Origin of the sequence: Clostridium sp. FP1 (assembly GCF_011065975.2) — a bacterium.
GTDB classification, from domain to species: domain Bacteria; phylum Bacillota; class Clostridia; order Clostridiales; family Clostridiaceae; genus Clostridium_AD; species Clostridium_AD tagluense.
In genome coordinates this window covers 3,532,991-3,553,605 of sequence record NZ_JAAMNJ020000001.1, presented here as the reverse complement: position 1 = coordinate 3,553,605, position 20,615 = coordinate 3,532,991, and the positions used below count along the sequence as shown (strand labels likewise).

Sequence of the window (20,615 nt, the reverse complement as noted above, 5' to 3'; positions counted from 1 at the left end):
AATGTTATGCAAGTGGTTGTATTTAAAGTTAATGAGGAGCAGTTTGCAGTAGAAGCCTCTATTGTTCAAAGTATTAACGATATGATGGAAATAACAAAGGTACCTAAGTCTGCAGATTATATAAAGGGCTTAATTAATCTAAGAGGGAATATAATTTCTCTCTTAGATATAAATCTCCTTTTAGATATTGAAAAGGGAGAGGGGGCCCAAGAAAATATTATTATATTAAACCTGCAAGAAGAGTCTGTTGGAGTAACTGTAGATCAAGTTGATGAAGTATTAGAAATTGAAGAAAATTTAATTGAAAAAGTTGAAGCTGACAGAAAAAAAGCCTATATTAAAGGGGTTATAAATTTTAAAGATAGAATAGTTACATTAATTGATATTGGTAAGCTTATCGAAAGATAAGAGCTTACCGAAAGATAAGAGCTTACCGAAAGATAAGAGCTTACCGAAAGATAAAAATTTATCCAAAGATAAAAAGTAAGTTTTAAGAAATAGAAACTTCATGGAATATAGTAAGCACACTTTATACAGAGAAATGAGGTAGAAATATGGCAGAAGTATTATCGCAAAGTGAAATAGATTCACTTTTATCTGCCCTTTCTTCTGGGGAAATAGAACCAGATCAGCTCCCGGGTGAAGAGGAAAAGCATAAAATTAAATTGTATGATTTTAGAAGTCCTCAAAAATTCTCAAAGGATCATTTGAGAACGCTTGAGTTAATTCACGATAATTATGGAAGAATAATATCAAGTCATTTATCCGCACAGCTAAGAAATAATGTAAAGGTTAAAATTGAAAGTATTGAGCAAATAACCTATGAGGAATTTATTCATTCAATTTCTAATCCTACGATTTTAACTATATTTAAAATGCCACCACTAAATGGGTCTATATTATTTGAGACTAACCCTCAGTTCTCTTTTCAAGTAATTGATATACTTTTAGGAGGAGATGGTAATAGAAAGGTTAAAAGCAAAGAGTTTTCTGATATAGATAAAAATATATTAAAAAATGTTAATGAGGGGCTTATAGCTAACTTGAAGCTTGCTTGGGAAGATGTTTTAGAGGTAGAACCAGAAATTGAGGCATTAGAAACTAATCCTGCACTTAATCAAACGCTAGCGCCAAATGAACCAGTTGCCCTAATTACTTTTTCCGTAGAAATGAATAATAATAGTACATTTATAAATATTTGTATACCTTATTTAAGCATTGAAAAAGTACTTGATAAACTTGTTGTTCAATATTGGTTTAGAGAAAATGATGAAGAACTTGTTAACGACTCTAGAAATAAATTAAAGAATCGACTAAATATAGTAAGCGTTCCAGTAACAGGAGTGCTAGGGAGTACAAATATTACTGTAAATGAATTTCTACAATTGACAGAAGGTGACGTAATTACATTAGATAATGAAAGCGATAGCAAAGTTAAAGTATTTGTAGAGGAACATTTATGTTATATGGGTAAACCTGGTACTGTAGGCAAAAACAGGGGAATTAAGATATTAGATATAATAGATAAGGATGTGGAAAATTATGAGTAACGGCTTTCTTTCACAAGAAGAAATCGACGCTCTCTTAAATGGAGGGGACAGCAGCTCTGAACCTATAGAAAAATTTGAGCTTTCTGATATTGAGAAAGATTTGCTAGGGGAAGTTGGAAATATTTCGATGGGCTCAGCATCAACAGCTCTTTCCACTATAGTAGGTCAACAAGTGAATATAGCAACACCAATAGTTTCAGTAAGTACACTTAGAGAATTAAGAGCTAACTTTGAGGTTCCGAATATTGCTTTAGACGTAAAGTTTGTAAGTGGTATTGCAGGGGGAAATCTTTTAGTGATGAAGACTCCAGATGCGGCAGTTATAGCTAGTTTAATGATGGGTGGAGATGGCAAAATAGAAGGTACACCAGCGCTTTCAGAAATTGAAGTTAGCGCTGTTTCAGAAGCTATGAATCAGATGATTGGATCTGCTGCAACATCCATGGCAACAATGTTTGCTAGAGAAGTAAACATTTCACCTCCGGAATCTAAGATATGGGATGATAGTACTTCAGCCTTAAGTGATAGTATAGATGAAGATGAACAGGTTGTTCAGGTAGCTTTTAAAATGACAATTGGTGATTTAATTGATAGTGTTATCATGCAAGTGCTCCCTATTGAAACTGCTAAAAAAATAGTAGCTATTATGATGGGCACAGAACAACCAGCGGAAGCTCCTAAAGTAGCTAGCACCCAAAGTGAAATTAAACAACAGGCACCTGTAAGGGAAACGGCGCAGCAGGAAGCAGCTTATACAAGTGTTCCAGCTGAGCCGGAGTATTACGCAAAACCTATTGAGAGGCCACAGCCACAAGTAGAAGTTAGACAAGCATCTTTTGTGCCTCTAACAAATACTACGGTTCATAATTCTCCTAGAAATATTGACTTAATATTAGATGTTCCACTAGAAATTTCCGTAGTGCTTGGAAAAACTAAAAAGAACATTAGGGATATTTTGAACTTGGGAACTGGATCACTAATTGAACTTGATAAGCTAGCAGAAGAACCAGTAGATATCTTAGTAAATGGTAAAAAGGTAGCCTACGGTGAAGTGGTAGTTGTAGATGAAAATTTTGGAGTTAGAATTACTAGTATAATTAGTGGAGAAGAAAGAGTTAAAGCTATATCTGAATAAAAGGAAATCATATAGGAAATAAAAAGGAATAAAGAAATTTATTCCTTTTTATTTTTGTGCGCTATAAACTGCATATGGTTTTAAAAAACATATGCAAATAAATATATATAGTAAACAAATTATTAATATTAAACTAATAATTTGTTTACTGTATAAACTTTGAAAGATTATATACGATAATATAAATAGAGAGAACAAACTAGAAGGAATCTAGTATAAAGATATAAAAAGCTAGGAGTGGTTAGGAATGAAAATAGATGGAGTAAAAAATAATGTGGTTAGTTTCTATAAAAATAATACACCTAAAACAGAATTAAAGGCAGTAGCATTAAAGAAAGATACCATAGAATTGTCCACCGCAGGAAAAAGCTTAAGCGCATTATCACTAGATAGTAAAACAGTTAATTTCGAGGCTAAGATAGAAGCTATTAGAAATGAAGTAATGCAGGGTACCTATAAGATGGATTCAAAATTAACAGCTACTAGAATGATGGATATTATGAAGGGGAGAGATATTTAGTTATGAAGGAAAAACTAAATGTTGTCATGATACAGGAAATAGAAGCTGTGATGGTGCTTTTAGTAGAACTTGAAGAGCAACACAGATGTATAGTTGTTAATGATATTTTTGGAATGGAAGCTTGTGTGGACAAGATTAAAAAGGCTAACAAAGATATAGCCCATATGGAAGTTGAGAGAAGAAAACTTACGGAAAGTAGAGCTATGAGGTCCATAATTGAAGAATTTAAAGATGAAGAACTTGAGAAGAATTATTTTAAAATAAACAACTTATTACAAGAAGTTGTACTTCAAAAGGATACAAACGAGTTACTTATAAAACAAGGACTTAGTTTTACAAATAGAATATTAAATGTATTAAATCCAGCAAGAGAAACAAAAACTTACAATGCATATGGTAAAGTAAAAAAATAGTATGAGGTGAAAGAGATGTCAGGATTATTTGGAACTTTTAATGTAGCTACAAGGGGCATGAGTGCTCAACAAAAGGCTTTAGATGTAGTTAGTCACAACATAGCTAATGCTAATACAGAAGGTTATTCAAGACAAAGGGCTACTATGGAGACTACAAGGCCATTCGGTATGCCTTCTATGAATAATGCTATGGGGCCAGGCCAATTAGGTACTGGTGTGCAGATTTCCTCCATAACAAGAATTAGAGACAATTTTTTAGATTATCAGGTAAGAACGGAAAATGGAACTAGTGGCTTATACCAAGGACGTGAGAAATTCCTTACAGGGGTTGAAGGTATTATGAATGAGCCTAGTGATACAGGAGTGTCAACTCTCCTCACAAAGGTCTTCAATTCTTGGCAAGAACTTTCATTACATCCAGAAAGTTCAAATTCAAGAACAGTGGTAGCACAGCAGTCCAAAGCACTTACAGATGAATTAAATAATACTTATAATCAATTAACAAAATTAAAAGGCAATAGTCAACAGGTTATTAAGCAGGATGTAGTGGATGTAAATAGTATGTTAGATCAGCTAAATGTATTAAATCAACAGATTATAAGTGTAAAAGTTGGTGGAAATGAGCCTAATGATTTAATGGATAGAAGGGACTTGTTAGTAGATCAGCTAAGCGTAAAATTTGGGATAACTATTGATAAAAAATCATTAGGAGGAGAAGATCTTAAACCAGATGATGTTGTAGGCAGTTACAATGCATATCTTGTAAAGTCTATTAACAAAGATGAGGTTAGCAGGTTTTCTTATGTAAGTAGCATTGTACCAAAAGCGGGACAAAAGCCAGGTGAAACTGGAGAGTATGAAGTAACTTATTACAAAAATGGGGATATGTCCAATGAGAAGAATAAAGCAACTTTAAATATGAGTTTAACTCCTGAGCAATATAAACAGTTAGATCAAGGTAGAGTGCTTTGGGCTGACAAGGAAGGAAATGCTATAGATAAAGCAGGAGTTAAGCTGGAATCAAGTGCAGACTTCGCAAATCTAGCATTGTTTAAACCTCAAAAGGGAGAGTTAAAAGGCTATATGTCTGTTCAGGAAGATATTGACAAATATGTGGACCAGTTAAATAGTTTAGCTAAGGGTATTGCATTTTCTATAAATGCAGTGCATAGCGGTGAAAGTGATGCAACGAAAGAAACAGGCATACCTAATATTTTTGTTAATAGTACGAAAACTGGTGCAGATGGAGAAATAGAAATTAATGCAGGTAATATTTCTGTTAACAAAGTCATCCTTGATGATGTTATGAAGATTAAGGTTGCAGCAGGTGATACCCCATCGGCAACTGATGGAAAAAGAGCACTAGCTATTGCAAGTCTTAGAGATATAAGATTAGATATCCAAAGCATTAATAACACAACGACTAGGGCGGATTTTTTATCGAAAAGCAGCAGTCTATTTAGTTTAGACCCAGTACTAGGAGTTAAAACAATTGCATCAAGTGTGAATGGTATGACTGTTAGTGGTTATTTTACGGATATTGTGAATAGACTCGCGGTGCAAACCCAAGAAGCAAAAAGAATTGTAAAAAACCATGAAGCACTATTATCAGGCTTAGATGAATCAAGGACATCTATATCGGGTGTATCCTTGGATGAAGAAATGGCTAATATGATTCAATTTCAACATGCTTATCAAGCTAATGCAAAGATTATATCTACTGTGGATGAGCTTTTAGATGTGGTTATTAATGGGTTGAAAAGATAAATGATAGAAATATACGCATTAAGTAAGGGGTGAAGATATGAGAGTAACCAATAAAATGCTTTCAAATAATTTTTTAAGAGACATGAGAACAAATTTAACTAATATGAGTAGGATACAGGGCCAAATGACTTCTGGTAAACAAATAACAAAGGCTTCAGATGATCCTTTTAAATCTTCAAGAATAATGCAAATGTATTCAGATATAGATTCAAATAAACAATATAATAGTAATATTAAAAATTCAATGAATTTCCTTGACACAACAGATACAGCATTATCACATGCAGGCAATGTAGTTGGAAGAATTGAAGAGCTTTTAGTATCCGCTGGAAATGGTACCTACGGAAGTGAACAAAGGCAGGCTATTAAGGATGAAATTAATCAAAGAATACAAGAAGTTTCACAAATATTAAATACCAGCTTTGATGGTAAGTATATTTTTGGAGGAACGGATGGAACAAGTAAACCCATGCAAACTAGTAAGGATGCAGGTGGAAATGATGAGTTAATTTGTAGCACAAAGGTGGTTGGGAAACCTATGGCTGGAGGAATGACTTATAGTGGTAAAACAGTAGAGCTCGGGGCAACATTCGATATATCATTAAATGGAGGATCGCCAATGCCAGTAAATATATCAGTGACAACACCACCAACCACTGAGGGGATTATAAGTGGTAAAACCACTATGACCGAGGCAGCGGCTATTCTTCAAGAAAGTATTAATAAATCTATACCATCTGCTAATGCAGTTACAGTTACAGCAACTAACGATGGACGATTTAACATTACTCCATCAGGAACTGTGACATTCTCAGATAATAGTGTAATCCCACCAGCTCAACCAACTACAGCTGCTAAAGATTTAGGCTTAATCCAAGAACCTGATAAGTTACTAGTAGAAGTATCCCAAGGTGTAACTATGGATTATAATATTACAGCATCACAGCTTATAAACTATGGAACGGGTGCTAATGAGAATCTTATGAAATTATTAGGGAATATTACTAAACATCTTGATTCGAAGCCGGAGATTTCAGCAGGCACTCCGAATCCTAATTATGCTGACGATATTAAAGCTTTGACCAATGCAGACTTGGAAGGAATACAAAAGGTTATGACCAACATTTTAAAGCTCCGTTCTGAGGCTGGTGCCAAACAAAATAGAATGGAAAGTGCACAAACTAGAAATGAAGATCAGAATTTTAATATGACAGAAATCCTATCTGCAACTGAAGATATAGATATTACAGAAAAAACAATGGAATATGCAACTATGCAAACTGTATATATGGCATCGCTACAAACTAGCGCTAAGGTACTTCAGCCTTCATTGCTGGATTACTTGAGATAGTTGAGAATTGAAAGTTGAGAGTTGAGAGTTAATAGAGAAAAGATTTTTATTAAAGGAGTTGATTTGTAATATGGAGCTCGTTACGAAGTACCATGGAGTTAGAAAATATAGTGATGAAGATGTTATAGTGTTCAAAAAAGGTCTGCCGGGATTTAAGGAACTCAAAAACTTTATAATTTTTCCATTAGAAAGTAATGAAGTTTTTAGTATATTACACTCAATTGAAGATACTGAAGTGGGTTTAGTATTGGTATCGCCATTTACAGTTCTTGCGGATTATGAATTTAAAATACCGGACACCTATATAAATGAACTACAAATATTGAGGCCTGAAGAAGCATTAGTATTAACTACAGTAACTTTAAGTTCAAATACCGAGAATATGACTACTAATTTAAAAGCTCCTATTATTATTAATATAAAAGAAAAATTAGGGGAACAATTAATATTAGACAATGATAAATATAAAATAAAGGAGCCTTTATTTAAAGGAAATGAGAATTAGTAAGTGTTATCTACGCCAGAGAGAAACAAGGGGGATAGATAAATGTTAGTGATAGGTAGAAAAAAAGGTGAATCTCTATTAATAGGTGATGATGTGGAAATAACTATAGTTAAGATTGAAAATGGATCTGTAAAAATTTCCATAAATGCACCAAGGGAAATTAGTATTTTAAGGTCAGAACTATATAGAGAAGTGACGGATGAAAATCAAAGAGCTATAGTTTTTGATGTGTCAGCTTTAGAAAAGTTAAAGAAATAAATTATGGGGGGCAAACATGGATATTGGGGGTATAAATCAAAATAAATCCTTAGATTTAGATAAATTTTATAAGGTTTCGGAAAACAGTAAGATTCCAAAGGCTACTGAAAGTAAGAATTCGCTAGATGAGAAAGAAAACATTGAAATAGAAGTTGAAAATGCAGTAAGCAAAATAAATAAACTTTTAGAAGGACAATGTACTCACATACAATATGAAAAGCATGATGTACTTAACCAAATGATTATAAAGGTAATTGATAATGATACTAATGAAGTGATAAAAGAAATTCCCTCAAGAAAAATACTAGACATGGTAGCAAAAATGTGCGAAATGGCTGGTATTTTAGTAGATAAAAAGGCATAACTTTTTAGGAGAAAGTTGGGAGGGGTATTATGGAATTTAAGTTAAATAAAATTGATGTTGAAATAAGACAGAGAGTTAAGGACACAACCAAGTCCGGTGTAATTCATAGAAAAGGAGCAATATCTGTAAATAAAGATAGAAATTCTAAAGATAACTCAAAGTCTCAGGAAGAATTTAAGGACAAGCTTCTAAAATATAAGAATAATCATAAAATAACTGTAAATGCATTTAAAAATACAGAATATGGTGTAGAGGCTTTTAAAGACAATTTAGAAAAAGGGCAAAGGTGCACTGGAAATTTTATAGATACTAAAAAGTAGAGGTGAGGGAATATGGCAATGAACGCTTATGGAAATGCATTTAATACTTATAAAAATAATAGTGTAAACTTCGCATCGAAGGATCAACTTCTCCTAATGCTTGTGGATGGAGCTGTAAAGTTTTCAAAAATAGGTAGACAAGCTATTTTAGATAAAGATATTAAAAAGGCTCATGAAAACATTATAAAAACTCAAAATATATTTTATGAGTTAATGGCAACTTTAGATGTAAATAGTGGTGGTCAATGGGCAGAAAATTTAATGAGAATTTATGATTTTATAGCAAGAAGGCTTACAGACGCTAACATTAAGAAAAGTGAAAAAATCATGAATGAGATAATACCACTAATTGAAGATGTTCGAGATACTTGGAATGAGGCTTATAAATTATCTAAGGGTGGGAAATAAAGAACAGAGGACGATTGACAGTTGTGGGTTGAAAGTTTTATGCATAGCATAAAAATCATCTGTCAATTGAAAAAGAGGAGGTTGTATTAAATGAGAATTACTGGTATGGCTACAGGGATGGATACGGATGCTACTGTAAAGCAAATGATGAAACCTTATGCAATGAGAGTGGATAAGATGAAACAGGATAGGCAAATAGTGGCTTGGAGGCAGGAAATTTATAGGGATATATTATCAGACACAACCGCTATTAAAGACACATATTTTAGTAACACAAAACCTGATACTAATGTGTTAAGAAAGAGTAACTATGATGGCTTTGATGTAACGGCTACTAGTGGTGTATCAGGAGAAAGTGCTGGGGCTAGTGCTACGGCGTCTGCAGGCGCTGTGGTTGGAAACTATAAGGTGGAAGTAACTCAGTTAGCTACACCAGACAAGATAGAGGGTAGCGTAGTAACAGCAAATAAATCTACAGCATTAAGTGCATTAGGTATTGTAGATGGTGAAACTTTAACATTTACGTATAAAGACGATAATGCTATAGAACGAACAAAGACATTAACAGTATCAGGAGACCCTTCAACATCAACGGTGCCTACAATATCAAAAGATGCTACAATATCACAATTAATGGATGCGGTTAACAAAGGTACAGATGGTAATGTTAAACTAAATTATAGTGAACTAACACAAAAATTTAGCATAGAGAGTTTACGAATAGGAGATAAAGCATTATTAACGGTAGGGGGTGCTGTTCTAGGAAAATTAAACTTAAGCAGTACTGTAGTGGAAGGAATGGATGCTATAGTTAAAATAACTCCTCCAGGTTCTACAGTTGCAACTCCTGTTACAGGACGAGGTAATTATTTTTCTATAGATGGGGTTAACTATACATTAACAAAGGAAGGCATAACTAATATTGCAGTTGCTGGAAATTCTCAAAAAACTTATGATAAAATTATTGGGTTCATAGATAAATATAATCAATTAGTAGATAAGGTTAGCGGAAAGGCTGATGAACAGAAGCAATATAAGTATCTTCCACTTACTGATGAACAGAAGACATCTATGAAGGAAGATGAAATTAAACAATGGGAGACTAAAGCTAAAGTAGGTTTGCTCAAGGGTGACTCAAATTTAGACAATATGCTTACCTCAATGAGAAGAGCCTTTTTCGATGGGGTAACAGATGCGGGCATAACTCTTTCAGAAATTGGGTTATCAACCTCAAGGGATACAAGTCAAAGAGGAAAGATTATAATAGATGAGACAAAACTAAAAGCTGCTATTGAAACTAAAGGTAAACAGGTTACCGAGCTGTTTACAAAGCAATCTACAAAGTATCCTTCATATAATGCAGATCCTATAGGCGATGAGAGAAAAACAAGAAACGATGAGCAAGGTATATTTCAAAGGATAAGTGATATTTTACAAGATTATACAAGAACAACAAGAAGCAATGATAACAAAAAGGGTATTTTTCTTGAAAGAGCAGGTATAAAAGGGGATGAAAGTGAATATAAATCTGTATTATCTGCGGATATTATAAAGAAAGATGCAAAGATAACTGAAATGATAAAAAGTCTAGCAGATAGAGAGAATAGCTTTTATTTGAAGTTTTCAAAATTGGAAACAGCTATGAATAAGCTGAACTCCCAATCAAGTTGGTTAACGCAACAATTAGGTGGGGGACAATAAAATCTTTCTAAAATCTATAGAATGGAGAATTTGTTATGAATGAATTGACACAAAAATTAGTACAATTCAAGCAGGTAACTATGGAACTTATTAGGGTGCTGCAGCAGGACGAAATTAACAAATCAGATGTTTTATTGGATAGTAGACAAATGCTTATTGAAGATATGGAAAAGCTGCAATATACTACTGAAGAATTTGCGGATATATGTAATGAACTGGATATATTAAAGGTGCAGCATGAATTATTAGAATTAATGCAATTAAAGAAAGAAGATACAAAACAAGAATTAAATAGGATTCAAATAATTAAAAATGCTAATAATAATTATAATAAAAGCTTTTATGCCAATTCAAGCATGTTTAATAAACAAATATGATAGATAAAAAAACAGTGGACAAGTAAAATATAATGGTACCTATAGGATGGACACTTAGAAAAAAAGTAGGAATAAACTTTCATAAGAAATAAGCATAATAGGTAATACTACAAAATAACTTTGTTCTATTAATTTTTATGGGAGATGTGTAGAATAATATATAGCTTTTAAGAGTAGAAATAGAGATGTTAGTGATATTGAGATTATGAATTATGTATTCTCAGCACCACATAGAATAGCAATAGGAAGTTGGGTAAATTGATTAAGTCATATTTTAAGAAGTAAAATTGATGTAAATAGAAGATTTGATACAGTAGACAAAGAAGGTTGGCGCAACAATTGATAGAGATATAAAGCCAAAAAGAGTATCAATATACCACGGTTACATAGCAAATACAGAAAAGTTTGATACTATAGGATAAGGTTGATAACATGCAAAGTGATCCTAATTATATTTCAATAAAAACATGCAATAATGATAATAGAAATGAATGAAAGGTTAAAATCAATAAAATAATTTTAAAAAAACTATAAAGTATATAATTAAACCTACGATATTATTATTGGAAGTTAAAAATATAAATAAGCGAGTAGGATGTTAACTTAATCGATACATTAAGCTTCATAATAATAACACTAAAATTTAATAACAAGTAATATTGACCAAGTTTTATCAGCCCATTTAAAAAGGCTTTTAAATAAATAAAAAACACAGTGTGCAAGGAAGTACACTTAAAACTCAAGGAGGAATTTATTATGATAATCAATCACAATATGAATGCAATGAACGCACACAGACAAATGATAGGAAACACAGCTAATGCTGGAAAGTCAATGGAAAAACTTTCTTCAGGACTTCGAATTAACAGAGCTGGAGATGACGCTGCAGGTCTTGCAATCTCTGAAAAAATGAGAGGACAAATTAGAGGACTTGATCAAGGATCAAGAAATGCACAGGATGCTATTTCTCTAATCCAAACTGCAGAGGGTGCTTTAAATGAAACTCACTCAATTCTTCAAAGAATGAGAGAAATATCAGTTCAATCAGCAACTGCAACAAACACAACTGTAGATAGAGGAGCACTTGCTACAGAATTTAACCAAATGAAACAAGAAATTACAAGAATAGGTACTCAAACAGAATTTAACACTAAAAAACTTTTATCTGGTGGAACCATGTCTAGTAGTTTAGACTTCCAAGTAGGAGCAAATGCAAGTCAAGTAATTAATTTAAAAATTGGTAATATGACAGCAGCAACAGCAGGATTAGATGTAAGTGGTCAAAGTATATCTACAGCTACAGATGCACAAACTGCAATTACAAAAGTAAATGATGCAATTGCAAAAGTTTCAACTGAAAGAGCTAATCTTGGTTCAGTGCAAAATAGATTAGAACACACAATAAATAACTTAAATACATCATCAGAAAACTTACAATCATCAGAATCAAGAATTAGAGATGTTGATATGGCAAAAGAAATGATGAACTTCTCAAAGAACAACATTCTTGCGCAAGCAGCTCAAGCAATGCTTTCACAAGCTAATCAACAGCCTCAAGGAGTTCTTCAATTATTAAGATAATGCTGATATTACAGTTGATAGAATGCAATTAACAATTAGCAGCTCATAAAAAAACAGTGTGCAAGGAAGTACACTTAAAACTCAAGGAGGAATTTATTATGATAATCAATCACAATATGAACGCAATGAACGCACACAGACAAATGATAGGAAACACAGCTAATGCTGGAAAATCAATGGAAAAACTTTCTTCAGGACTTCGAATTAACAGAGCTGGAGATGACGCTGCAGGTCTTGCTATATCTGAAAAAATGAGAGGACAGATTAGAGGACTTGATCAAGGATCAAGAAATGCACAGGATGCTATTTCTCTAATCCAAACTGCAGAGGGTGCTTTAAATGAAACTCACTCAATTCTTCAAAGAATGAGAGAAATATCAGTTCAATCAGCAACTGCAACAAACACAACTGTAGATAGAGGAGCACTTGCTACAGAATTTAACCAAATGAAACAAGAAATTACAAGAATAGGTACTCAAACAGAATTTAACACTAAAAAACTTTTATCTGGTGGAACTATGTCTAGTAGTTTAGACTTCCAAGTAGGAGCAAATGCAAGTCAAGTAATTAATTTAAAAATTGGTAATATGACAGCAGGAGCGACTGGATTAAAAGTAAGTTCTCTAAGTATATCTACAGATACAGGTGCACAAGCTGCAATTACAGGAGTAAATGATGCTATAGCAGCAGTATCAACTGAAAGAGCTAATCTTGGTTCAGTGCAAAACAGATTAGAACACACAATAAATAACTTAAATACATCATCAGAAAACTTACAATCATCAGAATCAAGAATTAGAGATGTTGATATGGCAAAAGAAATGATGAACTTCTCAAAGAACAACATTCTTGCGCAAGCAGCTCAAGCAATGCTTTCACAAGCTAATCAACAGCCTCAAGGAGTTCTTCAATTATTAAGATAATTAAAGAATAAATAGTTAACAAAAAAGGAACAGAATTAATTTCTGTTCTTTTTTTCTTTGCTAAAGTATTTTTTATTTTATACGATATATATACATATAAGCATAAGTTTTTGGAGGAATTATATATGAATGAGAGTAATGGAGAAATATTAAATCATCTGAAACGAATTACTTTAAAAGATGAAGAAAGATATAAGATAGAAACTAGTAAAGATAATAAAAAAATAATAAGGATAAACACAGATGGTAAGTTTATTTATTTAGGAAGTAAATATACCGTGGATAGAGATGTTGAGATTTTAAAAGCTACAATAAAAGAAATAAATGCTAATAGTATTATTATAATATGGGGATTTGGCACAGGAGAACATATTTTAGATTTGTTAAAAGAAGTATCTAGTACTAACAAAATCCTTATTATTGAACCTGACGAAAAAATATTAATAGAAAATATATTATCTAATAACATAGAAAATATATTTAAAGATGATAGAGTTTTTATATTAAATTATGAAAAAGAAAATATGAAAAAATTTTTAAGCAAAAATATAAAAGATGTAGAAATTAACAATACAAAGATTGCAACATATGCAAACTATGATAAAGTGTATAGTGAAGAATATAAGGAGTTTAGTAAGGGATTTATTGAATTTGTAAATGATTCAATTATAGGGATAAGCACGTCACTACATTTTTCAAAACAGTATTTTAAGTGTTTTGCACGTAATATTAATAAAATAACAGATAGCACTATGGTAAATCAATTGAAGGATAAATTTAAGGGTATGCCTGCTATAATAGTATCAGCAGGACCTTCACTAGAAAAAAACATCGACTTATTGAAGGCTATTCAAGATAAGTTTATTATCATAACGGGTGGAAGAACCTTAAAAACTCTTTTGAATGAAGGAGTAAAACCAGACTTTGTATGTTCCGTAGATCCAGGAGAATATTCTTATAAAGTATTTGAAAAGGAATTGCATAGTGATGTAACTTTAGTGTTTAGTGAAGTAAGTAACCACGAACTGGTGGAAGAATATAAGGGGGGGAAAGTATTTTTCAAAGATATAGATTTTAAAGATATAACTGATAACCTATTAGGTGTAGATGTGGATTGCTTGTGGCAAGGGGGATCTGTAGCACATGTGTGCATAAGTTTAGGCGCATATTTAGGTTGTGATAATATTGTTTTTATAGGTCAGGATTTAGCTTATACTAATAATAAATACCATGCAGACAGTGCAAAAACCAATAGAAATAATGTAATTGATAAAGATGATGATTATATATACGTAGATGATATATATGGTGAAAAGGTACCTACTACAATAGCACTAGATTTTTACAGGAAAAAGATAGAGGCAATGATGTTAGAATATAAAAATGTTACTTTTATTAACAGCACAGAAGGTGGAGCTCATATTAAAGGAACCTTAATAAAGTCTTTACAGCAGTCTATTAATGAATACTCTTATAATGAATGTATAGATAAAAATATAGAAGATTTACTAAATAGCAAACCTTTAGTAAATAAGCAAATAGTATATAAAAATATAATAAAAATTTTAAAATCTATTAAAACCATAGAAGAACTATGCAAAAATGCTATTGTAGACACTTCTAAGATGTACAAGTATTATGATAAAAATATTTTATTAGATATAAATTATATTTTAGATAAGTTAGATAAGGTAGATTCTAAGTTGAATAAAGAAGTTGAAAAAGTACAAAGCATTAAAAAATTATATGCACCACTAGTGGCAAAAATTATGATTTCAGATGAATTTAAAGAAAAACAAGGAGAAAGTGAAAAAGAAAAGGGCAAGAGGCTTGCGTTAAAAAGTGAAGAAATATACAAAGGTTTGTTAGAAATAATGAAGGAAGTGAAAATTGAATTTGAAAAAGTGGCAAAAGACCTAATATAGATTAAAAAATATTGGAGGAATTACATATGAATGAGGAATTTGACACGTTAAAAACCGTAAGTGAATATATGGTGAATTTGATAAATGGAATAGAAAAGGTAGTGGAATATTTTCAGGGGGGAGAAGATAGAAAAGGTTGTGAATTGATTTTCCCTATTACAGAAGGAATGCAATGGATGAGTGATGCATTAATGATTACAAAAGACATACATAAACAGGATATAAATTTACAGGATATGAATGAGAGGTTAAGTGAAATAGTTGATGCTCTAGAAAATGGGGATTTTATTTTAATTGGGGATTTATTTCAATATGAATTAACACCAATACTTGAGGATATTCAAAAGAATATTAACAAGATACTAGCAAAAGGGTGATCATTATATGAATAGAAAAATTGAAATAGTAAATACTAGAGAATCCAATACAACTTTACTAGTAGAAAATGTTTTCCTTCATAGTAAGTACTACCCCTTAAAAGAAGGACAAAAATTTATAGAATTAAATGAAAAGTTTTATAAAAACAAAGACGTGGTAATGGTCTATGGTTTAGGCCTTGGATATCATATTAAAGAATTACTAAAAAAATGTAATGAAAAATGTATAATATATGTTTTTGATGCAGATAAAGAAATATTAGCTATAGCCGAGAATTTGGGTAACTTAGAGGATATAAGAAAAGATAAAAGAGTGAAAATATTTGATAACTATTCACAAAAGTTTTTGCAGGATTTTGTAAGGATATCAGAGATGGTAGATGATATATTGATATATAAACCTTCTGTTAAGTTACTTTCAGATGAATATATGCCTTTAAAAAATACACTTGAAGATTATAATGTGGCTAAAATATCGGTAGAAGCATTTAGTGAAGTTATGAGTGAAAATTATGAACATAACTTAAGGCTAAAAACTCCTACAATTAAAGAGTTTTTTAATAGGATAAAGGTTAAAGGTGAAACAGTAATAATAGTAGCAGCTGGACCATCTTTAGATTATAATATAAATACATTAAAAAAACTAAATGGAAAAGTTAAGGTATTCTCTGTTGGAAGAGCCTTAATAACATTTATGGAAAATGGAATTAATCCAGATATGATTACTATAATAGATTCGCAGGAGATTGTATATAATCAGTTAAAAGGATATGAAAATTTAGATATTCCATTATGTTTTTTAAATACTGCATCTAGGTGGGCTGTGGAAAAATATAAGGGTCCCAAATATATGTTTTATAATGAAGAAAATGAAGATGATATAATAATAAATACAGGAAAAACTGTAGCAGTAGCAACACTGGACATAGCAATAAAGGCTGGAGCTAAGGAAATCATATTTGTGGGACAAGATTTAGGATATTTAGATAATAAAAGCCATGCTGGAATAATTAATGATGTTCCAGAAGATGGTGTTTATAAAAAGGTATTAAGTGTTAATGGTAATATGATAAACACAAATGATGGTTATATGTATTTTAAAAGACAAATAGAAAAAGAAATAGAAGAGAACCCAAATGTCAGATTTATAAATTGTAGCAAAGGGGCTAGGATAAAAGGTACAATGGAAATGGATTTGGTAAAAGTCGTAGAGTCGCTTTTATAAAAGCATACTAGGAGTAATATTAATGGAAAATTTAATATAACTTTATCAATCTGAGAAATCATAAAACAATTAAAGATTTCTTGGATTTTTTTTGTTTGTATGTGTAAAGTTTTAAAAAAAATATACGAAAATTAAGAGTGAACTTAGATAGAATTTTAGGTGTGAATTTAGTGTAATCATGAAGAATTATAAAATTTGTCAATTTTGCAGCTGGCAAAAAAGGCTGGGTTTACCAACCATCCTTTTTTTTATACATTAATTTATTCAAATAGGAGTGATAATTTTGAAGGAAATAAAAATTGGAAAATACATAATAGGAAATGAGAATCCATGTTTTATAATAGCAGAAGCAGGAAGTAATCATAATGGAGATATAAATCAAGCAAAAAAGCTTGTGGATATAGCAGTAGAAGCAGGTGTAGATGCAGTTAAATTTCAAACATTTACGGGGGATAAATTATTCTCAAAATCTCATCTAGCTAATGAAATTGTTAAAAAATATGAATTTAAATTAGAATGGCATAAAGAGATAAAGGAATACTGTGATAGTAAAGGGATTATGTTTATGACTACTCCTTTTCAAAAAGATGCAGTGGATTTATTAGAAGAATTAGAAGCAGAAGCATATAAGGTAGCATCAGGAGATATGGATTACTATTCACTTTTAGATTACATATCAAACACAGGGAAACCAGTTATATTAGCAACTGGAATGGCTTATATGGATGAAGTTAAAGAAGCAGTAAATAGAATAAAACAAGGAAAAACACAAGAAATAGCAGTGCTTCACTGTATTTCAAACTATCCACCTAGAGATGAGGATATAAATCTTAATGTTCTTAAAACTATGAAGCAAGAATTAGAGATACCAGTAGGACTTTCTGATCATTCTATGGGAATAACTCTACCTATTGCAGCAGTAGCTATGGGCGCTAAAATTATAGAAAAACACTTTACTATTTCAAGAGAATTAGAAGGTATGGATCATTTCTATGCATTAGAGCCAGAAGAATTAAAGCAAATGGTAGAAGAAATAAGAAAAGTAGAAAAAGCTATGGGTAATGGAGCTAAAGTTCCTGTAAAAGCAGAATTTGCAGAAAGACATTATGCAAGAAGGGGAATAATAGCAGCTTGTAGTTTAAAAGCTGGCGATTTAATAGAAGAAAAGCACTTAGATTATGTAAGGCCAGTGAATGGTATAGAAAGTAAGTATTATAAAGAAGTTATAGGAAGAAAGCTTAATAAAGATTTAAAAGAAGATGAAGCAGTGTGTTGGGAAGATTTAGCGTAGTTTTTCTAAGGATGTGATTATATGTTAAATGGAAAAAAGGTTGTAGCCGTAATACAAGCAAGATGTACATCAACTAGACTTCCTCTAAAGCATTTTCGATATATTGGAGATAAGATGCTTATGGATTGGGTAGTAGATAGGTTAAAAGATATAAATGAGATTGATGAAATAATTATATCTACAACTAGTGATGATTCTGATAAACCTTTAAATGAGTATGCAGAGCGAAAATGTATTGGATTTTACGGTTTTGATGGTGATATTAATGATGTTGTTGGTAGACATTATAATGCATTAAAAGATGTAAATGCTGACTATATAGTTGTAATTTCTGGCGATTGTCCCCTTGTGGATAAAGAGGTTATAAATGCGCAATTACAATTACTGCAGAAGGGTTATGACTATTGTAGACCGACCAAACCATGTATTCATGAAGGAATAGATTCATATTCATCAAAATGTATAGAATATATTAATGAAAATAGTAAGACATCCTATGATAGAGAAAATTTCGGAATAATTATTAGGGAGCATCCTCAATTAGTTAAGGTAGGCTATTTTAGCTTAGAAGACAAATATTTAGAAAATAAGTTTAGAATATCTGTAGATAATATGGCAGATTTAAGATTTATGAATAAGTGTTTTACGGCTATTAAAGATAAAAATAAAGATTTTAATTTAGGGAATGTTATAGAGTTAGTTAAAGAAAACAAGGAATTATTAAATGAAAATTTGCATGTTCAGCAAAAGAAAAAGGGTGAAAAAACCTACAAATTTTTAATAAAAACAGAGGCATCAGAGGATAAAGGATTAGGCCATATAAAAAGAATGATGGCATTAGGTCAGTTTTTAAACGAAAATAAAAACAATGGTGTACGGTATGCAATAAATTATGATGAAATATCTAAAAATATACTAGAGGGAAAAGGGTACATATTTGATTACAATTACGCTGAAAGTGAAGAAGAACTTATCAGATTAATTAAAGAGTATGAACCAGATATTCTTATAATTGATGTTCAAAAATTAGAGGGAAGCACTAATTATAATTTTGAAAATATAAAAAAACAATCTGGTGTAAAGAAAATAATATTAATAGATAAATATATTAAAAATAATTTTGTGGATTTAATGATAATCCAAGGAATACAGAGTGATGAGTTTGAGGAAAAGGTAAAAGGTAATAATAAGGTTTTACATGGATTTAAAACTGTATTCATTAACAATGATTTTAGAAAAGTAGAGTGGCAGCCTAAAAATGAAATAGTAATTTCGTTTGGTGGTACAGATATTAATAATTTAACTACTAAAATGATTGAATTATTAAATAATATAGATATTAAAACTAATTATGTTTACAAAATAATAGTTGGACCTTATTTTAAATTTATAAATGAAATTAAACAAGAGCTTACTAAATTTAAATATAAATATAAAATTGTTATAAATCCTAAAAATGTAGCAGAAGAAATTAAAAACTGTAAATTAGGAATAACATATTATGGTGTCAGTTTTTATGAATTTAAATTTTTAGGAATACCTACAATTGATATAGTTTCAGATGAAATTTATGAAAGTGAATTTCAAAAAATGTCAAATTTAGGTATAGGAAATTATTGTGGAACTAAGTACAATTTAGATGTAGAAAAAATAGAAAAATTTATTAATAATATTCAATTCACTTCGAATTTAAATGCTAAAATAAGTGATTTTGAATTTATTTACGAAAAAATTGTAGAGGTGTTATAATTTGTACAAAGTAAATTGTGATTTATGTGAAAATGATAACTATAAAATTCTAGGAAAAGTTAAAGAAAATTTCCTTGTGAAATGCATGTTATGTGGTCATATCTACATGTTATATAGATTAACTAATGAAGAATTACTTAATATATATGACGATGACTATTTTAAAGATACGTATGTAAATGGAAACGAAAAAGTAGACTATGATTATTTAAAGGATAAACCAAATATATTAAACTTTGTTGAAAAGAGATTTAATACTATACATAAATATAAAAAAGCAGGAACTATATTGGATATAGGTTGTGCTATGGGATTTTATCTTGAATATGCACAAAATTGCGGATGGGATGTATTTGGTATAGAGGTGTCCACATATGCAGCTGAATATGCCAAACAATTGTTAAAAACTGAAAATATATTTAATAATACATTAGAAAACATTCAATTTGAAGAGGAACAGTTTGATGTTATAACTATGTGGTTAGTGCTTGAACATATGGTGAATCCAATTAATACTTTATTATATATAAAAAAATGGCTTAACCCTGACGGAATTATAGGAATAAAAGTTCCAAATGCAGATGGGGTTACTTTTAGGAGTAATTTGAATAAATGGATAAATCAACATCCTGAAGACCATATGTGTGATTTCACTCCTGATACATTAGAAAGAATTATGAATAAGTGTGGTTATGAACTTTTAGAATTAGAAACAGAAGGTATATATATTGACAGAATCTTAACAGATAAAAAATATTTAAAGGATCAAAACATAAAGGATGCATATAGAGATATAGCACAAAGGTCAAATTTAGGAGATTCTATGGTAGCATTTTTTAAATTAAAATAGTAGATTATACATTTGAGAGGGTTAA

At 30.9% G+C, this 20,615-nt stretch carries 22 protein-coding genes; all 22 read left to right on the top strand.

Annotated elements, in window-relative coordinates; all coding sequences use genetic code 11:
* The first annotated feature begins 6 nt into the window (after positions 1-6).
* The 22 genes from G9F70_RS17405 (at position 7) to G9F70_RS17300 (ending at position 20,590) form a co-directional block, all read left to right on the top strand.
* Positions 7-408, top strand: a complete 402-nt coding sequence (locus G9F70_RS17405; protein WP_164944399.1) for a chemotaxis protein CheW — start codon at positions 7-9, stop codon at positions 406-408.
* A gap of 146 nt (positions 409-554) precedes the next feature.
* Positions 555-1,550, top strand: coding sequence for a flagellar motor switch protein FliM (gene fliM / locus G9F70_RS17400; RefSeq protein ID WP_164944398.1), 996 nt, complete (start codon positions 555-557; stop codon positions 1,548-1,550).
* The gene (fliY, locus tag G9F70_RS17395) at positions 1,543-2,685 is read left to right on the top strand and encodes a flagellar motor switch phosphatase FliY (protein ID WP_164944397.1); all 1,143 of its coding nucleotides are present in this window, start codon (positions 1,543-1,545) and stop codon (positions 2,683-2,685) included. The genes fliM and fliY overlap by 8 nt, the downstream gene beginning before the upstream one ends.
* Positions 2,686-2,932: 247 nt before the next feature.
* On the top strand, positions 2,933-3,205 hold the full coding sequence (locus G9F70_RS17390; protein WP_164944396.1) for a flagellar biosynthesis anti-sigma factor FlgM: 273 nt from the start codon (positions 2,933-2,935) through the stop codon (positions 3,203-3,205).
* 2 nt (positions 3,206-3,207) lie between these two features.
* Positions 3,208-3,618 (top strand): flagellar protein FlgN, encoded by a 411-nt coding sequence (locus tag G9F70_RS17385; RefSeq protein ID WP_164944395.1) that lies wholly within the window; start codon positions 3,208-3,210, stop codon positions 3,616-3,618.
* Between the two features lie 15 nt (positions 3,619-3,633).
* Positions 3,634-5,385: a flagellar hook-associated protein FlgK gene (gene flgK / locus G9F70_RS17380; protein WP_164944394.1), complete on the top strand. Its 1,752-nt coding sequence runs from the start codon at positions 3,634-3,636 to the stop codon at positions 5,383-5,385.
* A 37-nt stretch (positions 5,386-5,422) separates the two neighbouring features.
* Entirely contained in the window at positions 5,423-6,736 is a 1,314-nt protein-coding gene (flgL, locus tag G9F70_RS17375; protein WP_164944393.1) for a flagellar hook-associated protein FlgL, read from the top strand.
* A gap of 70 nt (positions 6,737-6,806) precedes the next feature.
* Positions 6,807-7,241: a flagellar assembly protein FliW gene (fliW, locus tag G9F70_RS17370; protein ID WP_164944392.1), complete on the top strand. Its 435-nt coding sequence runs from the start codon at positions 6,807-6,809 to the stop codon at positions 7,239-7,241.
* A 42-nt stretch (positions 7,242-7,283) separates the two neighbouring features.
* The gene (gene csrA, locus G9F70_RS17365) at positions 7,284-7,499 is read left to right on the top strand and encodes a carbon storage regulator CsrA (protein WP_164944391.1); all 216 of its coding nucleotides are present in this window, start codon (positions 7,284-7,286) and stop codon (positions 7,497-7,499) included.
* A gap of 16 nt (positions 7,500-7,515) precedes the next feature.
* On the top strand, positions 7,516-7,863 hold the full coding sequence (locus G9F70_RS17360; RefSeq protein ID WP_164944390.1) for a flagellar protein FlaG: 348 nt from the start codon (positions 7,516-7,518) through the stop codon (positions 7,861-7,863).
* A 29-nt stretch (positions 7,864-7,892) separates the two neighbouring features.
* A complete protein-coding gene (locus G9F70_RS17355; protein ID WP_164944389.1) occupies positions 7,893-8,183 on the top strand; it encodes a hypothetical protein in 291 nt (96 codons plus the stop codon).
* Between the two features lie 12 nt (positions 8,184-8,195).
* Positions 8,196-8,591, top strand: coding sequence for a flagellar export chaperone FliS (gene fliS, locus G9F70_RS17350; RefSeq protein ID WP_411956006.1), 396 nt, complete (start codon positions 8,196-8,198; stop codon positions 8,589-8,591).
* A 90-nt stretch (positions 8,592-8,681) separates the two neighbouring features.
* On the top strand, positions 8,682-10,292 hold the full coding sequence (gene fliD, locus G9F70_RS17345) for a flagellar filament capping protein FliD (protein ID WP_164944388.1): 1,611 nt from the start codon (positions 8,682-8,684) through the stop codon (positions 10,290-10,292).
* A 35-nt stretch (positions 10,293-10,327) separates the two neighbouring features.
* Complete coding sequence (locus G9F70_RS17340) at positions 10,328-10,669, top strand: hypothetical protein (RefSeq protein WP_164944387.1); 342 nt, start codon at positions 10,328-10,330, stop codon at positions 10,667-10,669.
* Positions 10,670-11,425: 756 nt separating this feature from the next.
* Positions 11,426-12,250, top strand: a complete 825-nt coding sequence (locus tag G9F70_RS17335) for a flagellin (RefSeq protein ID WP_224617647.1) — start codon at positions 11,426-11,428, stop codon at positions 12,248-12,250.
* 98 nt (positions 12,251-12,348) lie between these two features.
* A complete protein-coding gene (locus tag G9F70_RS17330) occupies positions 12,349-13,173 on the top strand; it encodes a flagellin (protein WP_224617646.1) in 825 nt (274 codons plus the stop codon).
* 125 nt (positions 13,174-13,298) lie between these two features.
* Positions 13,299-15,098: a motility associated factor glycosyltransferase family protein gene (locus G9F70_RS17325; protein WP_164944370.1), complete on the top strand. Its 1,800-nt coding sequence runs from the start codon at positions 13,299-13,301 to the stop codon at positions 15,096-15,098.
* 26 nt (positions 15,099-15,124) lie between these two features.
* Positions 15,125-15,475: a hypothetical protein gene (locus tag G9F70_RS17320; protein ID WP_164944369.1), complete on the top strand. Its 351-nt coding sequence runs from the start codon at positions 15,125-15,127 to the stop codon at positions 15,473-15,475.
* Positions 15,476-15,482: 7 nt separating this feature from the next.
* Positions 15,483-16,700, top strand: a complete 1,218-nt coding sequence (locus G9F70_RS17315; RefSeq protein ID WP_164944368.1) for a motility associated factor glycosyltransferase family protein — start codon at positions 15,483-15,485, stop codon at positions 16,698-16,700.
* Positions 16,701-16,983: 283 nt separating this feature from the next.
* Positions 16,984-17,991: an N-acetylneuraminate synthase family protein gene (locus tag G9F70_RS17310; RefSeq protein WP_164944367.1), complete on the top strand. Its 1,008-nt coding sequence runs from the start codon at positions 16,984-16,986 to the stop codon at positions 17,989-17,991.
* A 21-nt stretch (positions 17,992-18,012) separates the two neighbouring features.
* The gene (locus G9F70_RS17305; protein ID WP_164944366.1) at positions 18,013-19,740 is read left to right on the top strand and encodes a cytidylyltransferase domain-containing protein; all 1,728 of its coding nucleotides are present in this window, start codon (positions 18,013-18,015) and stop codon (positions 19,738-19,740) included.
* Position 19,741: 1 nt separating this feature from the next.
* Entirely contained in the window at positions 19,742-20,590 is an 849-nt protein-coding gene (locus tag G9F70_RS17300) for a class I SAM-dependent methyltransferase (RefSeq protein ID WP_164944365.1), read from the top strand.
* The last annotated feature ends 25 nt before the right edge of the window (positions 20,591-20,615 follow it).